We start from the raw sequence: 16,094 nt of genomic DNA on the forward strand, positions 1-16,094 counted from the left end.
ACATGGCAGTGATTCTGGCTTACGGGTCGCCCTCGCTGGGTCATCTCTACCCGATGGCCGCACTGCTGAAGGAGTTGACCGCGCGCGGTCACCAGGTCCACCTGCGCACGATGGCCGGTGAAGTCGCCGGCATGCGCGCGATCGGGGTGCGCGCCACCGCTGTCGACGCCCGGATCGAGGCCATCGTGGGGGAAGACTGGTTGGCGCACAATGCATTAGGTGTGCTGAAGCGGTCCATCGACGTGCTGTGCCGACGCGCGGTGATCGAGGTGGGTGATGTCCGCCGCGCGATAGACGACGTAGCTCCCGATGCCGTCATCGTGGACGCGAACTGTTGGGGTGCGATCTCGGCGGCTGAGGTCGCCGGCCTGCCGTGGGCGATATTCTCGCCGTTCACGCCGTATTTACGGTCGCGGTCGTCGCCACCGTTCGGGCCGGGGTTGCGGCCCCTGCCCGGTCCGATCGGACGGGTCCGCGACGCGTCGATGCGGCCGTTCGTCCGATTCCTCTTCGATCGCCCGATGCGCCCGAGAATCAACGCGCTTCGCGCCGCCCTGGGCGCGCCGGCCATCCGTTCGGTGGATGAGCTGATGCGTCGGGCACCACTGCTCTTGGCGGTCGGAGGTGAGCCGTTCGAATACCCGCACCCCGACTGGTCTGATGCGGTGCACTTCATCGGTGCATGCGTTTTTCAGCCGACTGCGGCACCGGTTCCCGATTGGCTGAACTCCATCGAGGAGCCCATAGTCCTGGTCAGTACGTCCTCGATCGCCCAGGCCGACGCCAAATTGGGTCACATTGCGCTGCGCGCGTTGGCCGACGCGCCCGTGCACGTGGTGGCGACCTTCCCGGCCGGCGTGCCGGCAGGCCTGCCGAAGACGCCGAATGCGACGGTGTGCGAGTTCCTCCACCACGGCCCGGTGCTCGATCGTGCGGTATGCGTGGTGACGCACGGCGGGATGGGGACCACGGTGAAGGCCCTGGACCGCGGGGTACCGGTCTGCGTCGTGCCGTTCGCCCGTGACCAGGGCGAGGTTGCCCGTCGAGTCCAGGTGGCCGGGTGTGGTACCCGACTGCCGCCCAGACGACTCACGCCGGCACGACTACGCACCGCGGTGCTGAAAGCGGCGACGATGGCCGGTGGTGCCCGCCGCGTTGCCGCTGGTTTCGCTGCGACCGGCGGTGTGGCGCGAGGTGCCGACCTGATCGAGCAGCGACTGCTCTCAGCCCCGCTGCGCCTCGGACCGAGCGGCCCGGCGTCGGGTGGTCGAAGCGCCTCGACCGAGTTCCGCTGAGCCATCGTCGTCAGGGGTGTCGTCCGCGGACAGCTCGTCTTCGAACGTCGACATCGCCTCGATCATGCCCATGAACACCCGGTGCGCGGCCAGCAGGTCCTTGTCCGGCATGTCGGCCAGAGCCGCCCTGATATGTGCGCCGAGGGGGCTGAAGAACGTGTGCGCCAGAAGCATGCCGCGGGTTTCGTAGCGCAGCAGCCACTTGCGGCGGTCCTCGGGGTCGGGTTCGCGCCGGATGTGGCCCGCCTCGATCATCCGGTCGACCAGGTAGGTGATGGCCGGGGGTGACACATCCATGCGTTGGCGCAGTTGTGCCAGGGTCAGGGGAGCGCCCGCAGTTTCGGCCACCATGATGTGCAGGAGCGCGTGGAAGTCGTTGTTGCTGACGTCGTTGACGCGGGCGTAGTGCCGGCCGACGCGATCGGAACGGGCGGTGATAGCCCGAATATCGGCCGACAGCTGCTTTTCCAGCTCCGCCCGATTCGGCGCCGGCTCGCTCGCGCCGCGCATGGTCACTTTCCCGCACCCTTCATCAGACATTCAGAGTACGGCGTGCTGTCCCGGAAGTGCGTCAGCCGGTCGCCCGCTTTCCCTTGGTCGGGTCGTGACCCCAGTTCATCAACGAATAACGCCATGCCGTGTCGTCGATATCACCGCTGGGGCGCTGAGCGAGATGCCGCTTGGCGTAACCGGTGACCTTGCGGATGTGGGCGTAGTCGTCGTCGTTCAGGTCGGCGCGTTTGGAGCGCAGGATCGCGACGATGCGCATGCCGCTGGCGTGGCCGGTGGACTCCTTGCCTGCTTCCTGCTGACCCACACTCTGTGACTGCTTTGTCTCGAGCCACTCTTCGAGTTCGCGCGCCGTCATATTGACCTGTTCGTGGAATTCCTGCCAAGTGGTGCGTCGTCACTTGCGGATATGGCCGAGGTTCAGCCGTCCCGGCGCCGCAGCGCGCTCGGCTTGTGCACCGCGTCTTGCCCGGTTTTATCGCTGCGCACCAGATATTGCGGTTCTTCCCGGGAAGCCCGCACGGTACGCCCCGCCGCCTCGGTGTCCTTGGTGATCTTGCGCTCCACCTTGCCCTCGACGGTGTTGCCGTGGCTCTTCCATTCGACGCTGTCGCCCATGCGCAGGTCTTTGTCGGTCAATTGAGTTCGCTTCCCTCGGAGTCGGTTAGCCTCTCAGCCGGGTACCCGTCGCCTCTGGATGATTAACGCGATCCAGGAAAGCGCGGCGGCGGTGAAGGCCGCCGCTTGAGCGGTTCCGGTGCGGTCGGCCGGCAACACAGCGCCGTCGACGTAGCGTCCGATGAATCCCTTGTCCGGTAAGGGACCCATGCCGGCTCGGGCGCGCGCCCATTCTTCCAGTGCAGTCAGCGGGCACCGAAGCTCCAGCGTCACGACGCCGACACCCCAGGACACGGCGAGCAGGTGCAGCCAGAAGGTGCGCCGCCAGCGCAACGCCAGAAACCCACCGCTCGGCAGGTAGGCGAGATAGCCGAAGTGCGCGGCCACCGTCGCGGCGACCACCGCGAAATATCTTCTCTTCATCGCCGATTCAGCCTAGTGGAAATCAGGCCGATGCGATGCTCAGCCGCCGCTGCGCAATCGGTAGCGGCGTTCTGCGTAGGCCAGGTCGTCGCGCCAGAGCCGGTTGGCCGCGTAGCGCATCAGCGGCGTCACCACAGGCGCCACCTTCAGCGCCGCTTTGAACCCGGGGCGCTGCGAGTGCGCAACGACCGCTTCGATCACCGCGACGCGGGGGGCCCCGTCGGGTCCGGGACCGATTGGGGTGGCATGGGTTTCGACGACGCTGCCGGCCCCCTCGCCCTCGACGATGCGCATCACGATGGTCCTTGCTTCGGGGCAGCTGAATTCGGCGATAGTGGGCACACCGAAGCGGCCGATCCGGAAGGTGACCGAAACGACGAATCGGTCGTCTTCCTCGGTCGGGGTGGTAAGGACCTCGAGTTGGGTGAACGAGTAGGGGTGGAACCAGTTGCCGTGCCACGGGTCGAGGCGGTTGGCGATCACGTCCTGCGGTTCACATGTTCCGACGACGCGGGCGACCGCGGCGATCGTGGTTCCGCCGGGCCGATCCGGGATCACCGGCACGTCCAGTGGGATGTCGCCGCCGACGGTATCCAGCCGCACCCAGGCCAGCACCCCGTCGTCGTAGCTGGGCAACGGAGCCCAGCCCAACTTGCAGGCGCCGCCGTCCAGGGCCAGCCCGTGCCAGCGACAGAACAACACACCGTCGGACACCGTGCCGGTAGCCAGATCTGCACCCAGATGCGGGCAACTGGCCGGGCCCACCGTCAATCGGCCGATCCGGTCGCGCCAGGCGACGAGCTCCACACCGGCAACGCGGGTTCCATGGGGGCGATCGGGCCGTACGTCGCGACTCGCCGCCAGCACGTACCAGTTTCCGGTGCGGCGGCGTTGCGAGCGGTCCAACGCGGCGTTGATGATTGCCGGCTGAGCCTGACCGTAGGTGGGACGTTGCTCAGTCCACACCGCACGCGGGACCAGTTGCAGTGGCCAGTCTTTGGGCCAACGATCACGGAACTGATCGCTGACGCTCATGAGCGCCCCCGAATCTGTTTCTCCGCCAGTGACCTCAACAGCGTAGAACGGCCGCGAGTGGGAACGGTGTACAGGTCATGACCGGATACGCCCCATCGTGCGAGCAGCTGGTTGGCGGCCACCCATCCGGTGGTGGCGGCGCGCTCCATCAACGCGACCGGCAGATCCACCCGAATCCCGTCGCCGGCCAGCACCAGCCCGGGGTGCGGCGTCGCGACGGTGGGGCGCCGGGTGTAGGTCCCCGGTGTGAACAACGGGCAGTCGCTGCGCCGCAGTACGCTCTGGTGAATCACCTTCGCGGCTGCCGTTTCCGGGTAGAGCTTGTGCAGTTGCTCGATCGCTGCGTCGCTGGGTGTGGCGGAGTCCATTGCGTAGGAGTGCAATTCGACGACCGAGCCGCCGGTGCGGCGGGCCCAGGCGGCCGCCTCGCTCTCGTACCGCTCGAGCACGCTGATGTTGTCTAGGGGCGGATGGCCCGCGGTGCCCAGGAACGGCGGCCGGTCTGGGTTCACCGGCCGGTCCAGCCAAAGTCGATGGACCACAAACGAGGGTGCGCTGCGCAGCCGCCGGATCTGTGCCCGCCACAGGTCGTTGCCCAGACCGGCGGAGGCGGCCAGGATCTGTTGCAGACCGTTGAAGTGGACCGCCAGCACCACCGCGTCGGCGTCCATCGCATCGTCGCCGGTTTGCACGCGCAACCCTGAGTCAGCGGTATCGACGCGCTGCACCGGTGTGCCGAGCCGGAAGCGGACCCCGAGGTCACTCAGGTAGTCCCGCAACGGATTCCACAGGCTGACGTCGAAATTCGCGTTCGCGACGTCGAAGATCAGTCCCTCGCTGGAGCCCAGGAAGTAGATGTGGAACATCGCCGCCAATTCCCCGGCCGAGAGCTGCGTCGGTTCGGCGAAGAAGCTGCGGGAGAACACCTCGAATGCGAGGTGACGCGCCGACTCGGGGAAATTGATGCTCTTGAGGAAGGTCTCGGCGTCCATGTGATCCAGCTGGTGATAGATCTCGGGCACCGATACCGCGGCCAGCGGAGCGCTGGCCCGCGCGTCGATGCGGACCAGGTCGGAGAGCCGGAACGTGGGGCTGCGCAACGCGAACACCAGCGCGTTCCAGGGCGGGGTGCGGGGTAGGCCGCGGAAGGTGTCGCGCCGCCCCGCACCGTCGATCAGGGGGTAGTCGTCGACGGGTGTCAGCATGCGCAGTTGCGGATCGACCCGGCTCAACAATGCCCGCAGGTTGTAGTACTGGCGGAAGAAGGCGTGGAAGCCCCGGTTCATCGCGACGTCGGCGCCGTCCTGCTGCTCGGTCCAGCCGCCCACCCGTCCGCCCAGATAGGGTTCCTTCTCCACCACCTCGACGTCGACACCGCGCTCGGCGAGCCCGGTGGCGGCCGCCAGGCCGGCAATCCCCGCCCCGACGACTACGACACGGGGGCGCGAGGACAGCGAGCGCGCATCGCCCAGCCCGGGCGTTGCCCGGTGACGCTCGCGGCGACGGTCGGTCCGGGGGTCGGTCACAGCGGCACCTTCCCGATAAAGGTATGGACGATGTTGCGTTCCCAGCCTGGCATGGTTTCGCTGCGGACTGTGGTGAAACCGGCCTCGGACATCCGCCGCCGGAAGCGCTGCGCCCCGTCGAAGCTCAGAACGCTGCGCCACAAGTGCCGATACAGGGTGGTGCTGCGGGTGCGCCACCACCCAGAGGGAATGATGATGGCCCAGCACACAGCATGCCAGATGCGTTGAGCCGCAGCGGAATCGCGCACCGAGTACTCGTGTACCGCGAGCGTTCCACCGGGCCGGAGGAGTTGCCGGAAGGTGCGCAGTTGGCTGTCCGGGTCGGCCAGGTTGCGCAGCAGGTAGGCGGCCAGAATGCCGTCGAACGGCCCGGCGATGCCATGCTCGCTCAGTTCTTCGATGGGGGTGTGGACGAAGCGTACTGACGACGGCCAGGGCTTGGCCCGCGCCGCTTCCAACATGCCGCGGGATGCGTCGACTGCCACGATCTCGGCTTCGGGGGCAGCTGCCAGTAGCGCGGCCGTCGACGCTCCGGTTCCGCACCCTGCATCGAGCAACCGCAGCCCGCGCCCGTTTCGCGGCAGGCTCATGCGCTGCACCGAACGCCGCAGATTCGCGTGATAGCCGGGGTTGGCACCCACCAGCCGGTCGTATGCGTCCGCGCCGACGTCGAACGCATCCGGCACATCGCCTCGAGCAAGACCCGCTTTATCCATGATCACCGCCGTACACGTTGATACTCCCACAACAACAGCACTCCGGTGACCAGCGCGAAACCGAACAGGAAGTCCTCGACCGGGATGTCGAACGGAAATCGCAGGCCGCTGGTCTGCCGCTCGTCGTAGATGACCACCGGGGCGCTGAGCTTGGTCAGCCAGCCGTCGACCGGAACCTGGAATCCCAGCACGATCAGCATCGACAACCAGTAGGCCAGCTTGCGGAACAAACCGGTGTGCAACACCGTGAACTCGAGTGCGCCTACCGCCAGCACCGACACCACGGCCGGAACGGTGTAACCCAGTCCGGTCATCGACGTCTGCTCCAGTCGAGGATGGTGCTCACGGCGCTGTAGGTGAGCAGGCCGCACACGGGAATCACCAGGAAGAACAGCACCTCCTCGATTGGTATGCGAGGGGGCAACTCGATGCCGGTGATGTATTTGCCGTTGTACCACCATATTCCGGCCGCGATCGCGATGGCATCCCACACCAGGAACACCGCCGCGAAGGGCACCACCGCACGGAGCAGTCGGCCGGGCTGGCGGTACACGCCCTTTCCGAACACTTCCAGCGGCAGGGTGATCAGCAGGCACAGTCCCAGCACGACCAGATACTGCCAGTGATCGCTCACGCCGCACCGGACCGCCGGCCGTCGGGCAGTGAGCGGCGGATCCGCCAGGCCTCGAACAGGGCACCGCCGGCGACCTTAAGACGGCGCGCCTTGCCGACGGTGGCGCGGTGGCTGAATACCGCGAAGTCGCTGTCCTCGATGCGGTCCAGGATTTCGGAGTAGAGCGTCAGCGCCGTTGTCACACACGGGCGCGAACGCGGCGCCAGCAACGGAATGCCCTCAGCGGCGAACCGGTAGATCTCCCGGGTGATCTTGTGCTGCTCCGCCAGTGCGTCGCGTACCCGGGCGTCGGTGCGGCGGTGCATGTGGCACCAAAGCATCAACTCACGGTCCACACCGTGTGCGGCGAGTTCGTCGGCCGGCAGATAGATCCGGTCGCGCATCAGGTCTTCGTCGACATCCCGCAGGAAGTTGGTCAACTGGAACGCGCGGCCGAGCGCTTCGGCGTAGGGCGCCGCCTGGTCGGTGTCGGTCACCGTTCCCAGTACCGGAAGAACTTGCAGCCCAATGACTTCGGCGGAACCGCGCATATAGCGGTTGAGCGCTGCGCGGTCCGGATAGTCGGTGACGGTGAGGTCCATGCGCATGGAGTCGAGGAAGTCAACGAACAGCTCGGCCGGAATCTGGTACCGGGACACCGTGTGGTGGACCGCTGCCAGCACCGGCTCGTCGCCCTGCTCTGCACCGGCGAAGAAGCGGTCGGAGAACAGCTGCAGCCGCTCGCCGCGCGCCGCGGCATCCAGAGTGGGATTGAACTCGTCGAGAATGTCGTCGGCCAGCCGGGCGAAGGCATACAGCGCATGCACCGCCGGTCGCTGGTCGGGAGCCAGCAACCGGGTCGCCAGGAAATAGGTGCGGCCGTTCTGCGCGGCAATCTTGCGGCAACGGCGGTATGCGGCACGCATTCCTGGATCGGTGATTCCGGCCGCGTCGAGCTCGGTACGGATCATGGCAGCGGGGCTTTCAAATCCACCCGAACCGCGGACCGGTCCGGGGTGCCGGTGATGCGGTCGGCCGCCAGCCGGCCGGAGATCAGGGTGGTCGGCACACCCACGCCGGGCGTGGTGGACGAACCGGCCAACACCGCGTTTTCGATGCCGCGCACCATGTTCGCTGGACGGAACGGGCCGGTCTGGGCAAAGTTGTGCGCCAACGCGAACGGGGTGCCCGCGGCCATACCCGCCCGCGCCCAGTCGGCGGGTGTGTCGATGTGCAGCACCTCGGCGTCGTCGCGCAGGCCGGGCAACAGTCGCTGTTCCACCGCTTCGAGCATGCTGTCAGCATAGGGTCCGGTGGTATTCGACCAGTCGATGCGACCGCGGTCCAGGTTGGGCGCCGGTGCCAGCACGAACAACAGATCACGTCCCGCCGGGGCGAGACCCGGATCGGTGGCCGTCGGACGGGTCACCAGCAACGATGGATCCTGCATGAGTTGGCCGTCGCGGATGATGTCGGTGAACGTCTGGTCCCAGGCGTCGCCGAAGAGAATGGTGTGGTGTGGCGGGGGCGGCTCGACGGCACGACATCCCACGTGCATCACGACGGCCGACGGTGCTGCGCGAAACGACAACAGCCGCTTGGGCCGGCGGCCCAGCAGTTCGTAGGTCAGGGGCAACTCTGTGCTCAGCACCACCGCATCACAGGCGATGCGCTCGCCGGCGGCGGTGATCACCGCGTTGACGCGGTCACCACTGCGCTCCAGCGAAGTGACCGTCGACCCGTAACGGAACCGTACCCCGGCGTCCTCGGCCGATGCGGCGAGCGCGTCGGGCAGTGCCCGCACGCCGCCACGGGGAAAGAAGACGCCCGAGACGGTGTCCATGTAGGCGATCACTGCGTACACGGCCAGTGCGTCCTGCGGCGCCACACCGGCGTAGAGCGCCTGGAAGGTGAACACTCTACGCAGTCTCGGGTCGCTGATGTAGCGCTTGACCATCGTTTCCCAGCGGCGGAACCCGCCGAGCCCGGCGAGCCGGGCCAACTGCGGGGTCAGCATGGACAGCGGGGAATCGAAGTTCGAAGCGATGAAGCCCTCGAACTCGGTGCGGTACAGCCGCTCCAGCCAGTCCCGCAGTCCGCGGTAACCGGCGGCCGCCTGCGGGCCGGCGAACTCCCGGACCGCCTCGGCCATCCGCTCGGCGTCGGTGTGTACGTCGATGCCGGCGCCGTCGGCGAACATGGCCCGATAAGCCGGGTCCACCGGCAACAGGTCCAGTCGCTGGGACAGGGAGTCGCCGACGGCGGCGAACGCCTCGTCGATGAGGTCGGGCATGGTGAGCACCGTCGGCCCGGTGTCGATCCGGTAGCCGCCGATGTCACGGCGCCCCGCGCGTCCGCCCGGCCAGTCCTCCCGTTCGACCACCGTGACTTCTCGCCCCCGGCCGGCCAGATGCAGCGCCGCCGACAGTCCGGCGAAACCCGCACCCACCACGACGACCCGGTCGGTCCGACCATTCACCGTACGCATCAAAACCACTCCTGTGCGATCATGCGGCCCGCTTGGTGCAGACGCCGGCCATGGTGGCCAGCGCACCGTTGATCGGCCCGTCGATTCCGCTGCTGTCCAACGCTTTTTGCGCGATCGCGACGCGATCTGCGATGAGTTCTTCGATCCGCTGCACCGCTCCGGTCGCGAAAATCAAGGCGCGCCAATGGTCGAGGTCGGCATCGGTGAGGTGGTCCCGGTCGACCAACTCGGCGAACTGTCGCCGGGTGGAGGTGTCAGCCAGTTCATAAGCCGCCACCATAACGCTGGTGGCCTTGCGCTCCAGCAGATCGCCGCCATTGGGCTTGCCCGTGGTGTTCGGCGACCCGAAGATCCCCAGGATGTCGTCACGCAGCTGGAAGGCTTCACCGACAGCGCTGCCGTACTCGCCCAGCCGCGCCAACGTGTGCTCACTGCAGCCGGCCATGGCGGCGCCGATCTCCAGTGGGCGGCGCACCGTGTAGTTGCCCGACTTCAGCCGGGCCACGTTGAGCACCGCGTCCAGCGTGGGTGGTTTGCGGAGATTCAGGGTCAGGTCGGCGAACTGGCCGACGGCCAGCTCGGTGCGCATCGCGTCGTAGCGGGGCCAGGCACGTTGCAGCTGATGACGGCTCAGGCCGCAGTCGCGCAGCATCTGCTCGGCCCAGATCAGGCACAGGTCGCCGAGCAGGACTGCGGCCGACTCGCCGAACCGGCGCGAGGAGCCGGACAGTCCGCGCTGGCTGTGCCACCGGGCGAATTGGATATGCGCGGCCGGCAGCCCGCGCCGCGATGGCGAATCGTCCATGACATCGTCCTGCAGCAGCGCGAAAGCGTGCAGCAACTCCAGGCTGGCGGTCGCCGACAAGGCCGCGTCGCTGGCCGGTGCACCGCACAGCCAGCCCAGGTACATGAACGCCGAGCGCAGGCACTTGCCGCCTTTGACGAAATCCAGGAGGACCTCACCTGCCGCGTCCACTCCGCAGTCGCCCAGCGTGTCTTCGCACCGGGCCGCGACGAACGTCTCCACCTCGTCCAACACGGCACGGCGCAGGCTCGCTCGCCACGCATCGAATTGGTCCATAGCGGTCAGTCCCGTTGCTCCGTTGCGGGTGACCTCGGCGAGGGCCACCCTGGGAAACTCCCGGACATCTCCCACGGATCCCACGGCTACTCCCTCATAACGGCCGTCAGCCGCTGATACCGGACGGCTCAGATCCACGCGCTGGTACCCCCTTGACGAGAAGCCGAAACCACCCTTCGGCGGCGGCCGGTTCGGATAATTTTCTTCAATTTTTTAACCGTTAACTTACTGAAAGAATCTGGAGTGCGCCAGTCGTGCGGATCGACCGTCGACTATTGAGCACACGTAGCAGAGCCCGATCCGGTTCAAGCAGGTTTTCGTCTGCAAAGAAAGGGAACCCGCCGCCGGTGAACGTTTCCGATCTCGTCGCCCTGCCGTTCCAATGGGGATCCGCCGTCCGCGGCAAGAGGTTTCTCCATCCGCTTGGTGTCATCGCCGAGGGTTCCCTGCGACGAATCGCTCCGGCGGGTGAGGGCCTGCCGGTTCCCGACTCCGACGCCGTCGTGCGATTCTCCAAGGCAACCGGTACCCCCGGACGAACACCCGACCTCATCGGGCTGGCCATCCGAATCGAATCCGGCGCGCAGCCGTGGGACATCCTGCTGGTGTCCGCCGGATCCGGAGTACTGACCCGGGTCCTGGCGCTCCGACCGGTCACATCCTGGTCGGGGCAGACGATGACCACGTTGATGCCGCTCGGTTTCGCAGGGCAGAGGTGGTGGCTGCGGGCACGAATCGTCAGCGAGATCGACGGAGCCGGGGTATCGCTGGAGGATGTTCGCCAGCGCATCGAGAGCGGCGGCGTGGACATCGTGCTCGACCAGGCGTGTGGTAGCTCCCCCTTCGCGGAGCTGGCCCGGATCACGGTGACCAGAGTCGTCGATTTAGAACCGGGACAAGACATTTCATTTGACCCCGTACTGAACACCGCACCCGGGGTGAAGCTCCATCCGGGCTGGCTGGCCGATTTGCGGGCGAGCGCCTATGCGCGCAGCCGGGACGGCCGGGAGGCCGGCGGATCAGCAGGGACGACCGGCGTTGACTAGGCGGATAGCCGTCACCGGGGCCAGCGGCAATGTGGGCACAGCGCTGCTGGGTGCCCTCGCGCACGCCGATGCCGAGGTCGTCGGCATCGCGCGACGGCAGCCCTCATCGAAGGATGTGTACCGGCGCGTCGAGTGGCATCAGCTCGATGTAGCCGACGACGACGCTGGAGCAAAGCTGTACAAGATTTTTCGCGACGTCGACTGCGTGGTGCACCTGGCCTGGGGGTTTCAGCCCACCCGCAATGCGCGGTATCTGTACCAGGTCGGTGTGAGCGGGACATCCGCCGTGCTGGCCGGGGCGCACCGCGCGGGGGTGTCCCACCTGGTCCACATGTCCTCGTTGGGCACGTATGCGCCGGGCCGCTACGGGCAGAAGGTGGACGAGTCGTGGTCGACCGCCGGTCTGCGCACGTCGACCTACAGCCGGGCCAAAGCCGCCGCGGAGCAGCTCCTCGACGAATACGAGGCCACCCGGACCGATGGAGTCGGCATCACTCGCCTGCGTCCCGGTTTGATCCTGCAACGCAATGCCGCCGCCGGGTTGCGGCGCTACACCCTGCCGGCCTACATCAGTCCCTCGTGGCTGCGCCGGCTTCCGCTGCTGCCGCTGGACCGGTCGTGTCCATGATTCACGCCGATGACGTGGCGGACGCTTGCGTGAGAGCGATCGAGAGGCGCGCGTTAGGACCGTTCAACCTCGCCGCCGAGCCGCCGGTGACCCGCGACGACATCGCTGCGGCCTTGGGCGCCATGCCCGTTCACGTGCCCGCCGGCCTACTCGGTCCACTGGTGCAGGCATCATGGCGGGCCCGGCTGCAGCCGATCGACCGCGGCTGGTTCGACATGGCGTTCGCTGCGCCGCTGTTGAGCACCGAGCGGGCACGTCGCGAATTGGATTGGTCGCCGCAGTGGTCGGCGCTGGAAGCGTTTGCCGACTTGATCGACGGGCTGCTACACGACAAGGGCAAGCCGAGCCCCGTCCTGTGGCCGCGGTCGTTGCGCACCGCGCTGATGCGCGACGTGTCCCACGGGCCCGTCACCACCCGGCGGGTGCCCTAGCCGGCGCGTCTAGCCCGGGCTGCGTCCGAGCAGGTGGCGCAGCGCGGAGTCCAGGTCGGGCTGGCGGAACGGGTGCTCGGCCCGCCGCAGTCGGGCGGGGTCGACCCGCTGACTGGCCAACGCGACTTCCTGCGCGCCCTGCGCGCCCAGCAGCACTCGGGGTCCCAGCGGCGGCACCGGCAGGATGGCCGGCCGATGCAACACATGCGCCAGGGTGCGGGTGTAGTCGGAATTGCGAACAGGTTGTGGCGCAACGGCATTGATCGGCCCGGCCAGCTCGGCATCCCACCACCCGCGGTGATAGACGTCGATCAGGTCGTCGATTCCGATCCACGAGAACCATTGCCGGCCGTTGCCGAGCCGGCCGCCCAGCCCGGCGCTGAACAGCGGCCGCATCAGCTGCAAGGTGCCGCCGGCGGGGGACTGGACGATACCCGTGCGCACCTTGACCACCCGGGCGCCGGCCTGCTCGGCGGGAGCCGTCGCCTCCTCCCAGTCGGCCACGACGTCGGCGAGGAATCCGTCGCCGCGCTCGGTGTCTTCGGTGAGAATCTCATCGCCCCGGTCATACCCGTAGATGCCGATCGCCGAGGCGGAGAGCAGCACCGGCGTGCCGGTGCGTGCCACCAGCTCGGCCAGCCGCCGGGTGGGTCCGATTCGGCTGTCGCGGATGGCTTTACGGTGTTTCTCGGTGAATCGACCGGCGATGGAGGCGCCCGCGAGATGAATCACCGCGTCCACGCCGGCCAGCAGCTCCGGATCTGGGTCATCGGGATTCCACTGCCGTTGGTCGGCGCCGTGCGGGGCGCCGCGGACCAGCCGGATGACACGGTGGCCCCCGGTGCTCAGGAACGCCGCCAGCGCGGTGCCGACCAGTCCCGACGAGCCGGTCACGGCGACGGTCGAGGGCGTCAGACCCGCTCGGGCGGCGCGTGCGTGTGCCGCCAGGTCGTCGGCCAGCTGCCGGTGCCGGTAGACGAACATGGCGCGCAGGGCGCGGCCGGGCACCGGAGTATCCACCCGGTCGATGACGCGGGTGCGGTCTTCGCCTACTTCTTCGAAGTCGTGGGTGTGCCGCCAGTGCCCGATGATCCGTGGCGGCAGGGACGCCAGGCCATCGCTGCTGAGAACATCGACGAAACGCGCCGGCGGGTCATAGGAATCGGGCTGATGCTGGGCCACCCACCGCAGGCCGCCGGGCAGGCCCAGAATGGCGCGGCCGTCCTTGACCGAGTCGGCCTCGCACACCAGCCGCATCGGCGACCAGGGCGGCGAGAGCCGGGTGAAGGCACCTGGCCGGGTGTGCCAGGCGAATACCTGGTCGCGGGGTGCATCGATCACGCTCGAGTAGGTCAGGCCCATCCTTGTGACGTTACCGACCCTTCGCCGGGCTTGCCGATACGGCATTGTGGTCGGCATGGGTGTTCGCGACGGGATCGTTTCGCTGCTCGACGCCGTGCTGGACCGTGCGGTGGTTCCCGGCTATACGCGGATCGGGTACCGGCTCAGGACGTTCGATTGGGCCGATGATCCGCCGGCCGGTGCGTTGCGTGGTCGCACGGCGCTGGTCACCGGCGCCAATCGCGGCATCGGCAAGGCCATTGCCGCCGCATTGGCGGGTCTGGACGCGACCGTTCTGCTGACGGTGCGCGATCGGGCCAAGGGTGAACAGGCCCGCGCAGAGATCATTGCCGAGCACCCGGACGCCGACATCCGGGTCGAGGTGTGTGACATGTCGAACCTGGCCGCCGTGCGCGACTTCGCCGCCGACCTGGCTGGGCGGATGGCCGGGCTGGACGTGCTGATCCACAACGCGGGGTTACTGCCCGCCCAGCGTGTCGAGACGAGCGAGGGGCACGAGGTCACGCTAACCACCCACGTGCTGGGCCCGCTGCTGCTGACCGAAGGCCTGCTGCCGTCGCTGCGCGCGTCCAGCGATCCGCGGGTGATCCTGATGTCCTCTGGGGGGATGTACACCCAACAGTTGCCGGTCGACGACCCCGAATACCGCACGGGTCGCTACCGCGGCGCCATCGCCTATGCCCGCAGCAAGCGGGTGCAGGTGGCGTTCACGCCTATCCTGGCCCGCCGCTGGGCGGGCGTCCGCGTCTACTCCATGCATCCCGGCTGGGCCGACACACCCGGAGTGGCGTCCTCGCTGCCCGGTTTCCGGCTGGTCACCGGACCGTTGCTGCGCACCGCTGCCGAAGGCGCCGACACCGCCGTCTGGCTCGCCGCCACCCGACCCGCACCGCCGACGGGGTTGTTCTGGCACGACCGGCGACCGCGGCCGCAGCACTACCTGCCGACCACCCGCTACAACGATGCCGATCTGCAGCGCATGTGGCGTTACTGCACTGACGCGGTCGGCCTGGACTAACGATCGGGCAGAGCGTGCTCGACGACGGGCCGCCGCGGCTGGGGCTGCCGCTCGCGGCGCTTGGCGGCCACGTACACCTGCGCCGTCTCGTGGGCCACGGTCCGCCAGTCGAAGTCAGAGGTCAGTCGCTGCCGGGCGGCGCGGGCCCGGTGCTGCGCGGCGGCCGGGTCGTCGAGCACGCTGCGCACCGCCGCGGCCAGTGCGGCCACGTCGCGCGGGGGGAACGACATGCCGGTGACGCCGTTGATCACCGCCTCGCCCAGACCGCCGGTGTTGGACGTCACCAGCGGGATGCCGGCCGCGGCGGCCTCCAGCGCGGCGAGCCCGAACGGTTCGTAGTGGCTGGGCAGTACCGCGGCGTCGGCCCGGTGCAAAGCGGCCAGCAATTCCTCGTGATGGAGGTGCCCGGTGAATCGGGTTGCCTTGCGCACCTTGTGTTTACGGGCCTGCTCGACGAGCCAGTCCTGTTGGGTGCCGTCACCGGCGATGGTCAGGGTGGTTCCCGGGTGGGTGCGCCTGATCCGCGGTAACGCGGCGATCGCGTCGTGTACGCCCTTCTCGTATTCCAGGCGCCCGACGTAGAGCAATTCGGCGGGTCCGGTCCGCGGACGGCGCGGGCCGAACGGCCAGCGCGCCGCGTCGATGCCGTTGCGGATCACCGTGGTCTCGGACAGGCCGGGACCGAAGAGTTCGGTGATCTCGTCGCGCATCGAGGCCGAACACGTGATGAGCGAATCCGATTCGCGCACCAGCCACGACTCGACCGCGTGCACCTGCCGGCTGATCGCCCCGCTGACCCAGCCGGAGTGCCGGCCCGCCTCCGTCGCGTGAATCGTGGAAACGATTGGCACGTCGTAGAATTCGGCAAGCGCCAGGGCCGGATGTGCCACCAGCCAATCGTGTGCGTGCACGACATCGGGGCGCCACCGCCGTTGGCTGCCGAGACTTTTCACCGACAGGCCGGCCCGGATCATGGCGTGGCCCATGGCCAGCGTCCAGGCCATCATGTCCGTGCCGAAGGTGAACTCGTGCGGGTCCTGGGCGGCGGCGATCACCCGCACGCCGTCGTGGACTTCGTCCGTTGTCGGATGAGTACTCGGGTCGGTACCGGTGGGCCGGCGGGACAGGACGACTACTTCGTGACCGGCCTCGGCCAACGCGGTCGACAGGTGGTGGACATGCCGGCCCAGGCCACCGATGACCACCGGCGGGTATTCCCACGAGATCATCAGGATTTTCATGCGCGTGCCCTTTTCCGGCGCGAGCGACCGCAAAATGCCGTTCGTCGCGGCGTGTCGGCGGCA

18 protein-coding genes and 1 pseudogene are annotated in these 16,094 nt (G+C 68.0%); 5 read left to right on the plus strand and 14 right to left on the minus strand.

Translation table 11 applies throughout. The features are described 5' to 3' along the window. Positions 1-2: 2 nt before the first annotated feature. Positions 3-1,295: a glycosyltransferase gene (locus AC5Y7D_RS11365; protein WP_499923967.1), complete on the plus strand. Its 1,293-nt coding sequence runs from the start codon at positions 3-5 to the stop codon at positions 1,293-1,295. Here AC5Y7D_RS11365 and AC5Y7D_RS11370 read toward each other — a convergent pair. From AC5Y7D_RS11370 to AC5Y7D_RS11425, 12 genes and pseudogenes are all read right to left on the minus strand, one after another. Then, positions 1,224-1,811, minus strand: coding sequence for a MarR family winged helix-turn-helix transcriptional regulator (locus AC5Y7D_RS11370; protein ID WP_499923969.1), 588 nt, complete (start codon positions 1,809-1,811; stop codon positions 1,224-1,226). The genes AC5Y7D_RS11365 and AC5Y7D_RS11370 overlap by 72 nt on opposite strands. A gap of 55 nt (positions 1,812-1,866) precedes the next feature. Continuing rightward, positions 1,867-2,172: pseudogene (locus AC5Y7D_RS11375) on the minus strand (DUF3140 domain-containing protein); the annotation flags it as partial. A 53-nt stretch (positions 2,173-2,225) separates the two neighbouring features. After that, positions 2,226-2,423: a hypervirulence associated TUDOR domain-containing protein gene (locus AC5Y7D_RS11380; RefSeq protein WP_499924173.1), complete on the minus strand. Its 198-nt coding sequence runs from the start codon at positions 2,421-2,423 to the stop codon at positions 2,226-2,228. Between the two features lie 54 nt (positions 2,424-2,477). After that, a complete protein-coding gene (locus AC5Y7D_RS11385; protein WP_499923972.1) occupies positions 2,478-2,846 on the minus strand; it encodes a DUF2784 domain-containing protein in 369 nt (122 codons plus the stop codon). Positions 2,847-2,885: 39 nt separating this feature from the next. Continuing rightward, positions 2,886-3,881, minus strand: coding sequence for a DUF5914 domain-containing protein (locus AC5Y7D_RS11390; protein WP_499923974.1), 996 nt, complete (start codon positions 3,879-3,881; stop codon positions 2,886-2,888). Continuing rightward, positions 3,878-5,407, minus strand: a complete 1,530-nt coding sequence (locus tag AC5Y7D_RS11395; protein WP_499923975.1) for an FAD-dependent oxidoreductase — start codon at positions 5,405-5,407, stop codon at positions 3,878-3,880. The genes AC5Y7D_RS11390 and AC5Y7D_RS11395 overlap by 4 nt, the downstream gene beginning before the upstream one ends. Then, entirely contained in the window at positions 5,404-6,123 is a 720-nt protein-coding gene (locus tag AC5Y7D_RS11400) for a class I SAM-dependent methyltransferase (RefSeq protein ID WP_499923979.1), read from the minus strand. The genes AC5Y7D_RS11395 and AC5Y7D_RS11400 overlap by 4 nt, the downstream gene beginning before the upstream one ends. A gap of 2 nt (positions 6,124-6,125) precedes the next feature. Continuing rightward, entirely contained in the window at positions 6,126-6,437 is a 312-nt protein-coding gene (locus AC5Y7D_RS11405) for a lycopene cyclase domain-containing protein (RefSeq protein ID WP_499923980.1), read from the minus strand. Further along, the gene (locus tag AC5Y7D_RS11410) at positions 6,434-6,757 is read right to left on the minus strand and encodes a lycopene cyclase domain-containing protein (protein WP_499923983.1); all 324 of its coding nucleotides are present in this window, start codon (positions 6,755-6,757) and stop codon (positions 6,434-6,436) included. Before AC5Y7D_RS11410 ends, AC5Y7D_RS11405 begins: the two co-directional genes overlap by 4 nt. Further along, positions 6,754-7,707: a phytoene/squalene synthase family protein gene (locus AC5Y7D_RS11415; protein ID WP_499923986.1), complete on the minus strand. Its 954-nt coding sequence runs from the start codon at positions 7,705-7,707 to the stop codon at positions 6,754-6,756. Before AC5Y7D_RS11415 ends, AC5Y7D_RS11410 begins: the two co-directional genes overlap by 4 nt. Then, complete coding sequence (gene crtI, locus AC5Y7D_RS11420; protein ID WP_499923989.1) at positions 7,704-9,224, minus strand: phytoene desaturase family protein; 1,521 nt, start codon at positions 9,222-9,224, stop codon at positions 7,704-7,706. Before crtI ends, AC5Y7D_RS11415 begins: the two co-directional genes overlap by 4 nt. A 19-nt stretch (positions 9,225-9,243) precedes the next feature. Continuing rightward, positions 9,244-10,305, minus strand: a complete 1,062-nt coding sequence (locus AC5Y7D_RS11425) for a polyprenyl synthetase family protein (RefSeq protein ID WP_499924174.1) — start codon at positions 10,303-10,305, stop codon at positions 9,244-9,246. Positions 10,306-10,652: 347 nt separating this feature from the next. On the opposite strand from AC5Y7D_RS11425, the gene AC5Y7D_RS11430 reads away from it, so the two are divergent. From AC5Y7D_RS11430 to AC5Y7D_RS11440, 3 genes are read left to right on the plus strand one after another with little or no spacing between them, the layout of a single operon-like run. Beyond that, complete coding sequence (locus AC5Y7D_RS11430; RefSeq protein ID WP_499923990.1) at positions 10,653-11,351, plus strand: phosphodiesterase; 699 nt, start codon at positions 10,653-10,655, stop codon at positions 11,349-11,351. After that, entirely contained in the window at positions 11,344-11,979 is a 636-nt protein-coding gene (locus AC5Y7D_RS11435; RefSeq protein ID WP_499923992.1) for an NAD-dependent epimerase/dehydratase family protein, read from the plus strand. The genes AC5Y7D_RS11430 and AC5Y7D_RS11435 overlap by 8 nt, the downstream gene beginning before the upstream one ends. Before the next feature lie 29 nt (positions 11,980-12,008). After that, positions 12,009-12,410, plus strand: a complete 402-nt coding sequence (locus AC5Y7D_RS11440; protein WP_499923995.1) for a hypothetical protein — start codon at positions 12,009-12,011, stop codon at positions 12,408-12,410. 9 nt (positions 12,411-12,419) lie between these two features. On the opposite strand, the gene AC5Y7D_RS11445 is transcribed toward AC5Y7D_RS11440, so the two are convergent. Beyond that, a complete protein-coding gene (locus tag AC5Y7D_RS11445) occupies positions 12,420-13,772 on the minus strand; it encodes a TIGR01777 family oxidoreductase (RefSeq protein WP_499923997.1) in 1,353 nt (450 codons plus the stop codon). 55 nt (positions 13,773-13,827) lie between these two features. Here AC5Y7D_RS11445 and AC5Y7D_RS11450 point away from each other — a divergent pair, with 55 nt between their 5' ends. Then, a complete protein-coding gene (locus tag AC5Y7D_RS11450; protein WP_499923999.1) occupies positions 13,828-14,790 on the plus strand; it encodes an SDR family NAD(P)-dependent oxidoreductase in 963 nt (320 codons plus the stop codon). Here AC5Y7D_RS11450 and AC5Y7D_RS11455 read toward each other — a convergent pair. Continuing rightward, positions 14,787-16,031, minus strand: a complete 1,245-nt coding sequence (locus tag AC5Y7D_RS11455; RefSeq protein ID WP_499924001.1) for a glycosyltransferase family 4 protein — start codon at positions 16,029-16,031, stop codon at positions 14,787-14,789. The genes AC5Y7D_RS11450 and AC5Y7D_RS11455 overlap by 4 nt on opposite strands. Positions 16,032-16,094 lie beyond the last annotated feature (63 nt).

It is taken from the genome of Mycobacterium sp. NGS49, from assembly GCF_059812565.1.

Excerpts from the sequence above, each read along its gene's own strand:
- AC5Y7D_RS11455 (WP_499924001.1), bottom strand. The coding sequence starts at position 16,031 with ATGAAAATCCTGATGATCTCGTGGGAATACCCGCCGGTGGTCATCGGT.
- AC5Y7D_RS11450 (WP_499923999.1), top strand. The coding sequence starts at position 13,828 with ATGGGTGTTCGCGACGGGATCGTTTCGCTGCTCGACGCCGTGCTGGAC.
- AC5Y7D_RS11405 (WP_499923980.1), bottom strand. The coding sequence starts at position 6,437 with ATGACCGGACTGGGTTACACCGTTCCGGCCGTGGTGTCGGTGCTGGCG.
- AC5Y7D_RS11390 (WP_499923974.1), bottom strand. The coding sequence starts at position 3,881 with ATGAGCGTCAGCGATCAGTTCCGTGATCGTTGGCCCAAAGACTGGCCA.
- AC5Y7D_RS11400 (WP_499923979.1), bottom strand. The coding sequence starts at position 6,123 with ATGGATAAAGCGGGTCTTGCTCGAGGCGATGTGCCGGATGCGTTCGAC.
- AC5Y7D_RS11365 (WP_499923967.1), top strand. The coding sequence starts at position 3 with ATGGCAGTGATTCTGGCTTACGGGTCGCCCTCGCTGGGTCATCTCTAC.
- AC5Y7D_RS11425 (WP_499924174.1), bottom strand. The coding sequence starts at position 10,305 with ATGGACCAATTCGATGCGTGGCGAGCGAGCCTGCGCCGTGCCGTGTTG.
- AC5Y7D_RS11445 (WP_499923997.1), bottom strand. The coding sequence starts at position 13,772 with ATGGGCCTGACCTACTCGAGCGTGATCGATGCACCCCGCGACCAGGTA.
- AC5Y7D_RS11380 (WP_499924173.1), bottom strand. The coding sequence starts at position 2,423 with ATGGGCGACAGCGTCGAATGGAAGAGCCACGGCAACACCGTCGAGGGC.
- AC5Y7D_RS11385 (WP_499923972.1), bottom strand. The coding sequence starts at position 2,846 with ATGAAGAGAAGATATTTCGCGGTGGTCGCCGCGACGGTGGCCGCGCAC.
- AC5Y7D_RS11415 (WP_499923986.1), bottom strand. The coding sequence starts at position 7,707 with ATGATCCGTACCGAGCTCGACGCGGCCGGAATCACCGATCCAGGAATG.
- crtI (WP_499923989.1), bottom strand. The coding sequence starts at position 9,224 with ATGCGTACGGTGAATGGTCGGACCGACCGGGTCGTCGTGGTGGGTGCG.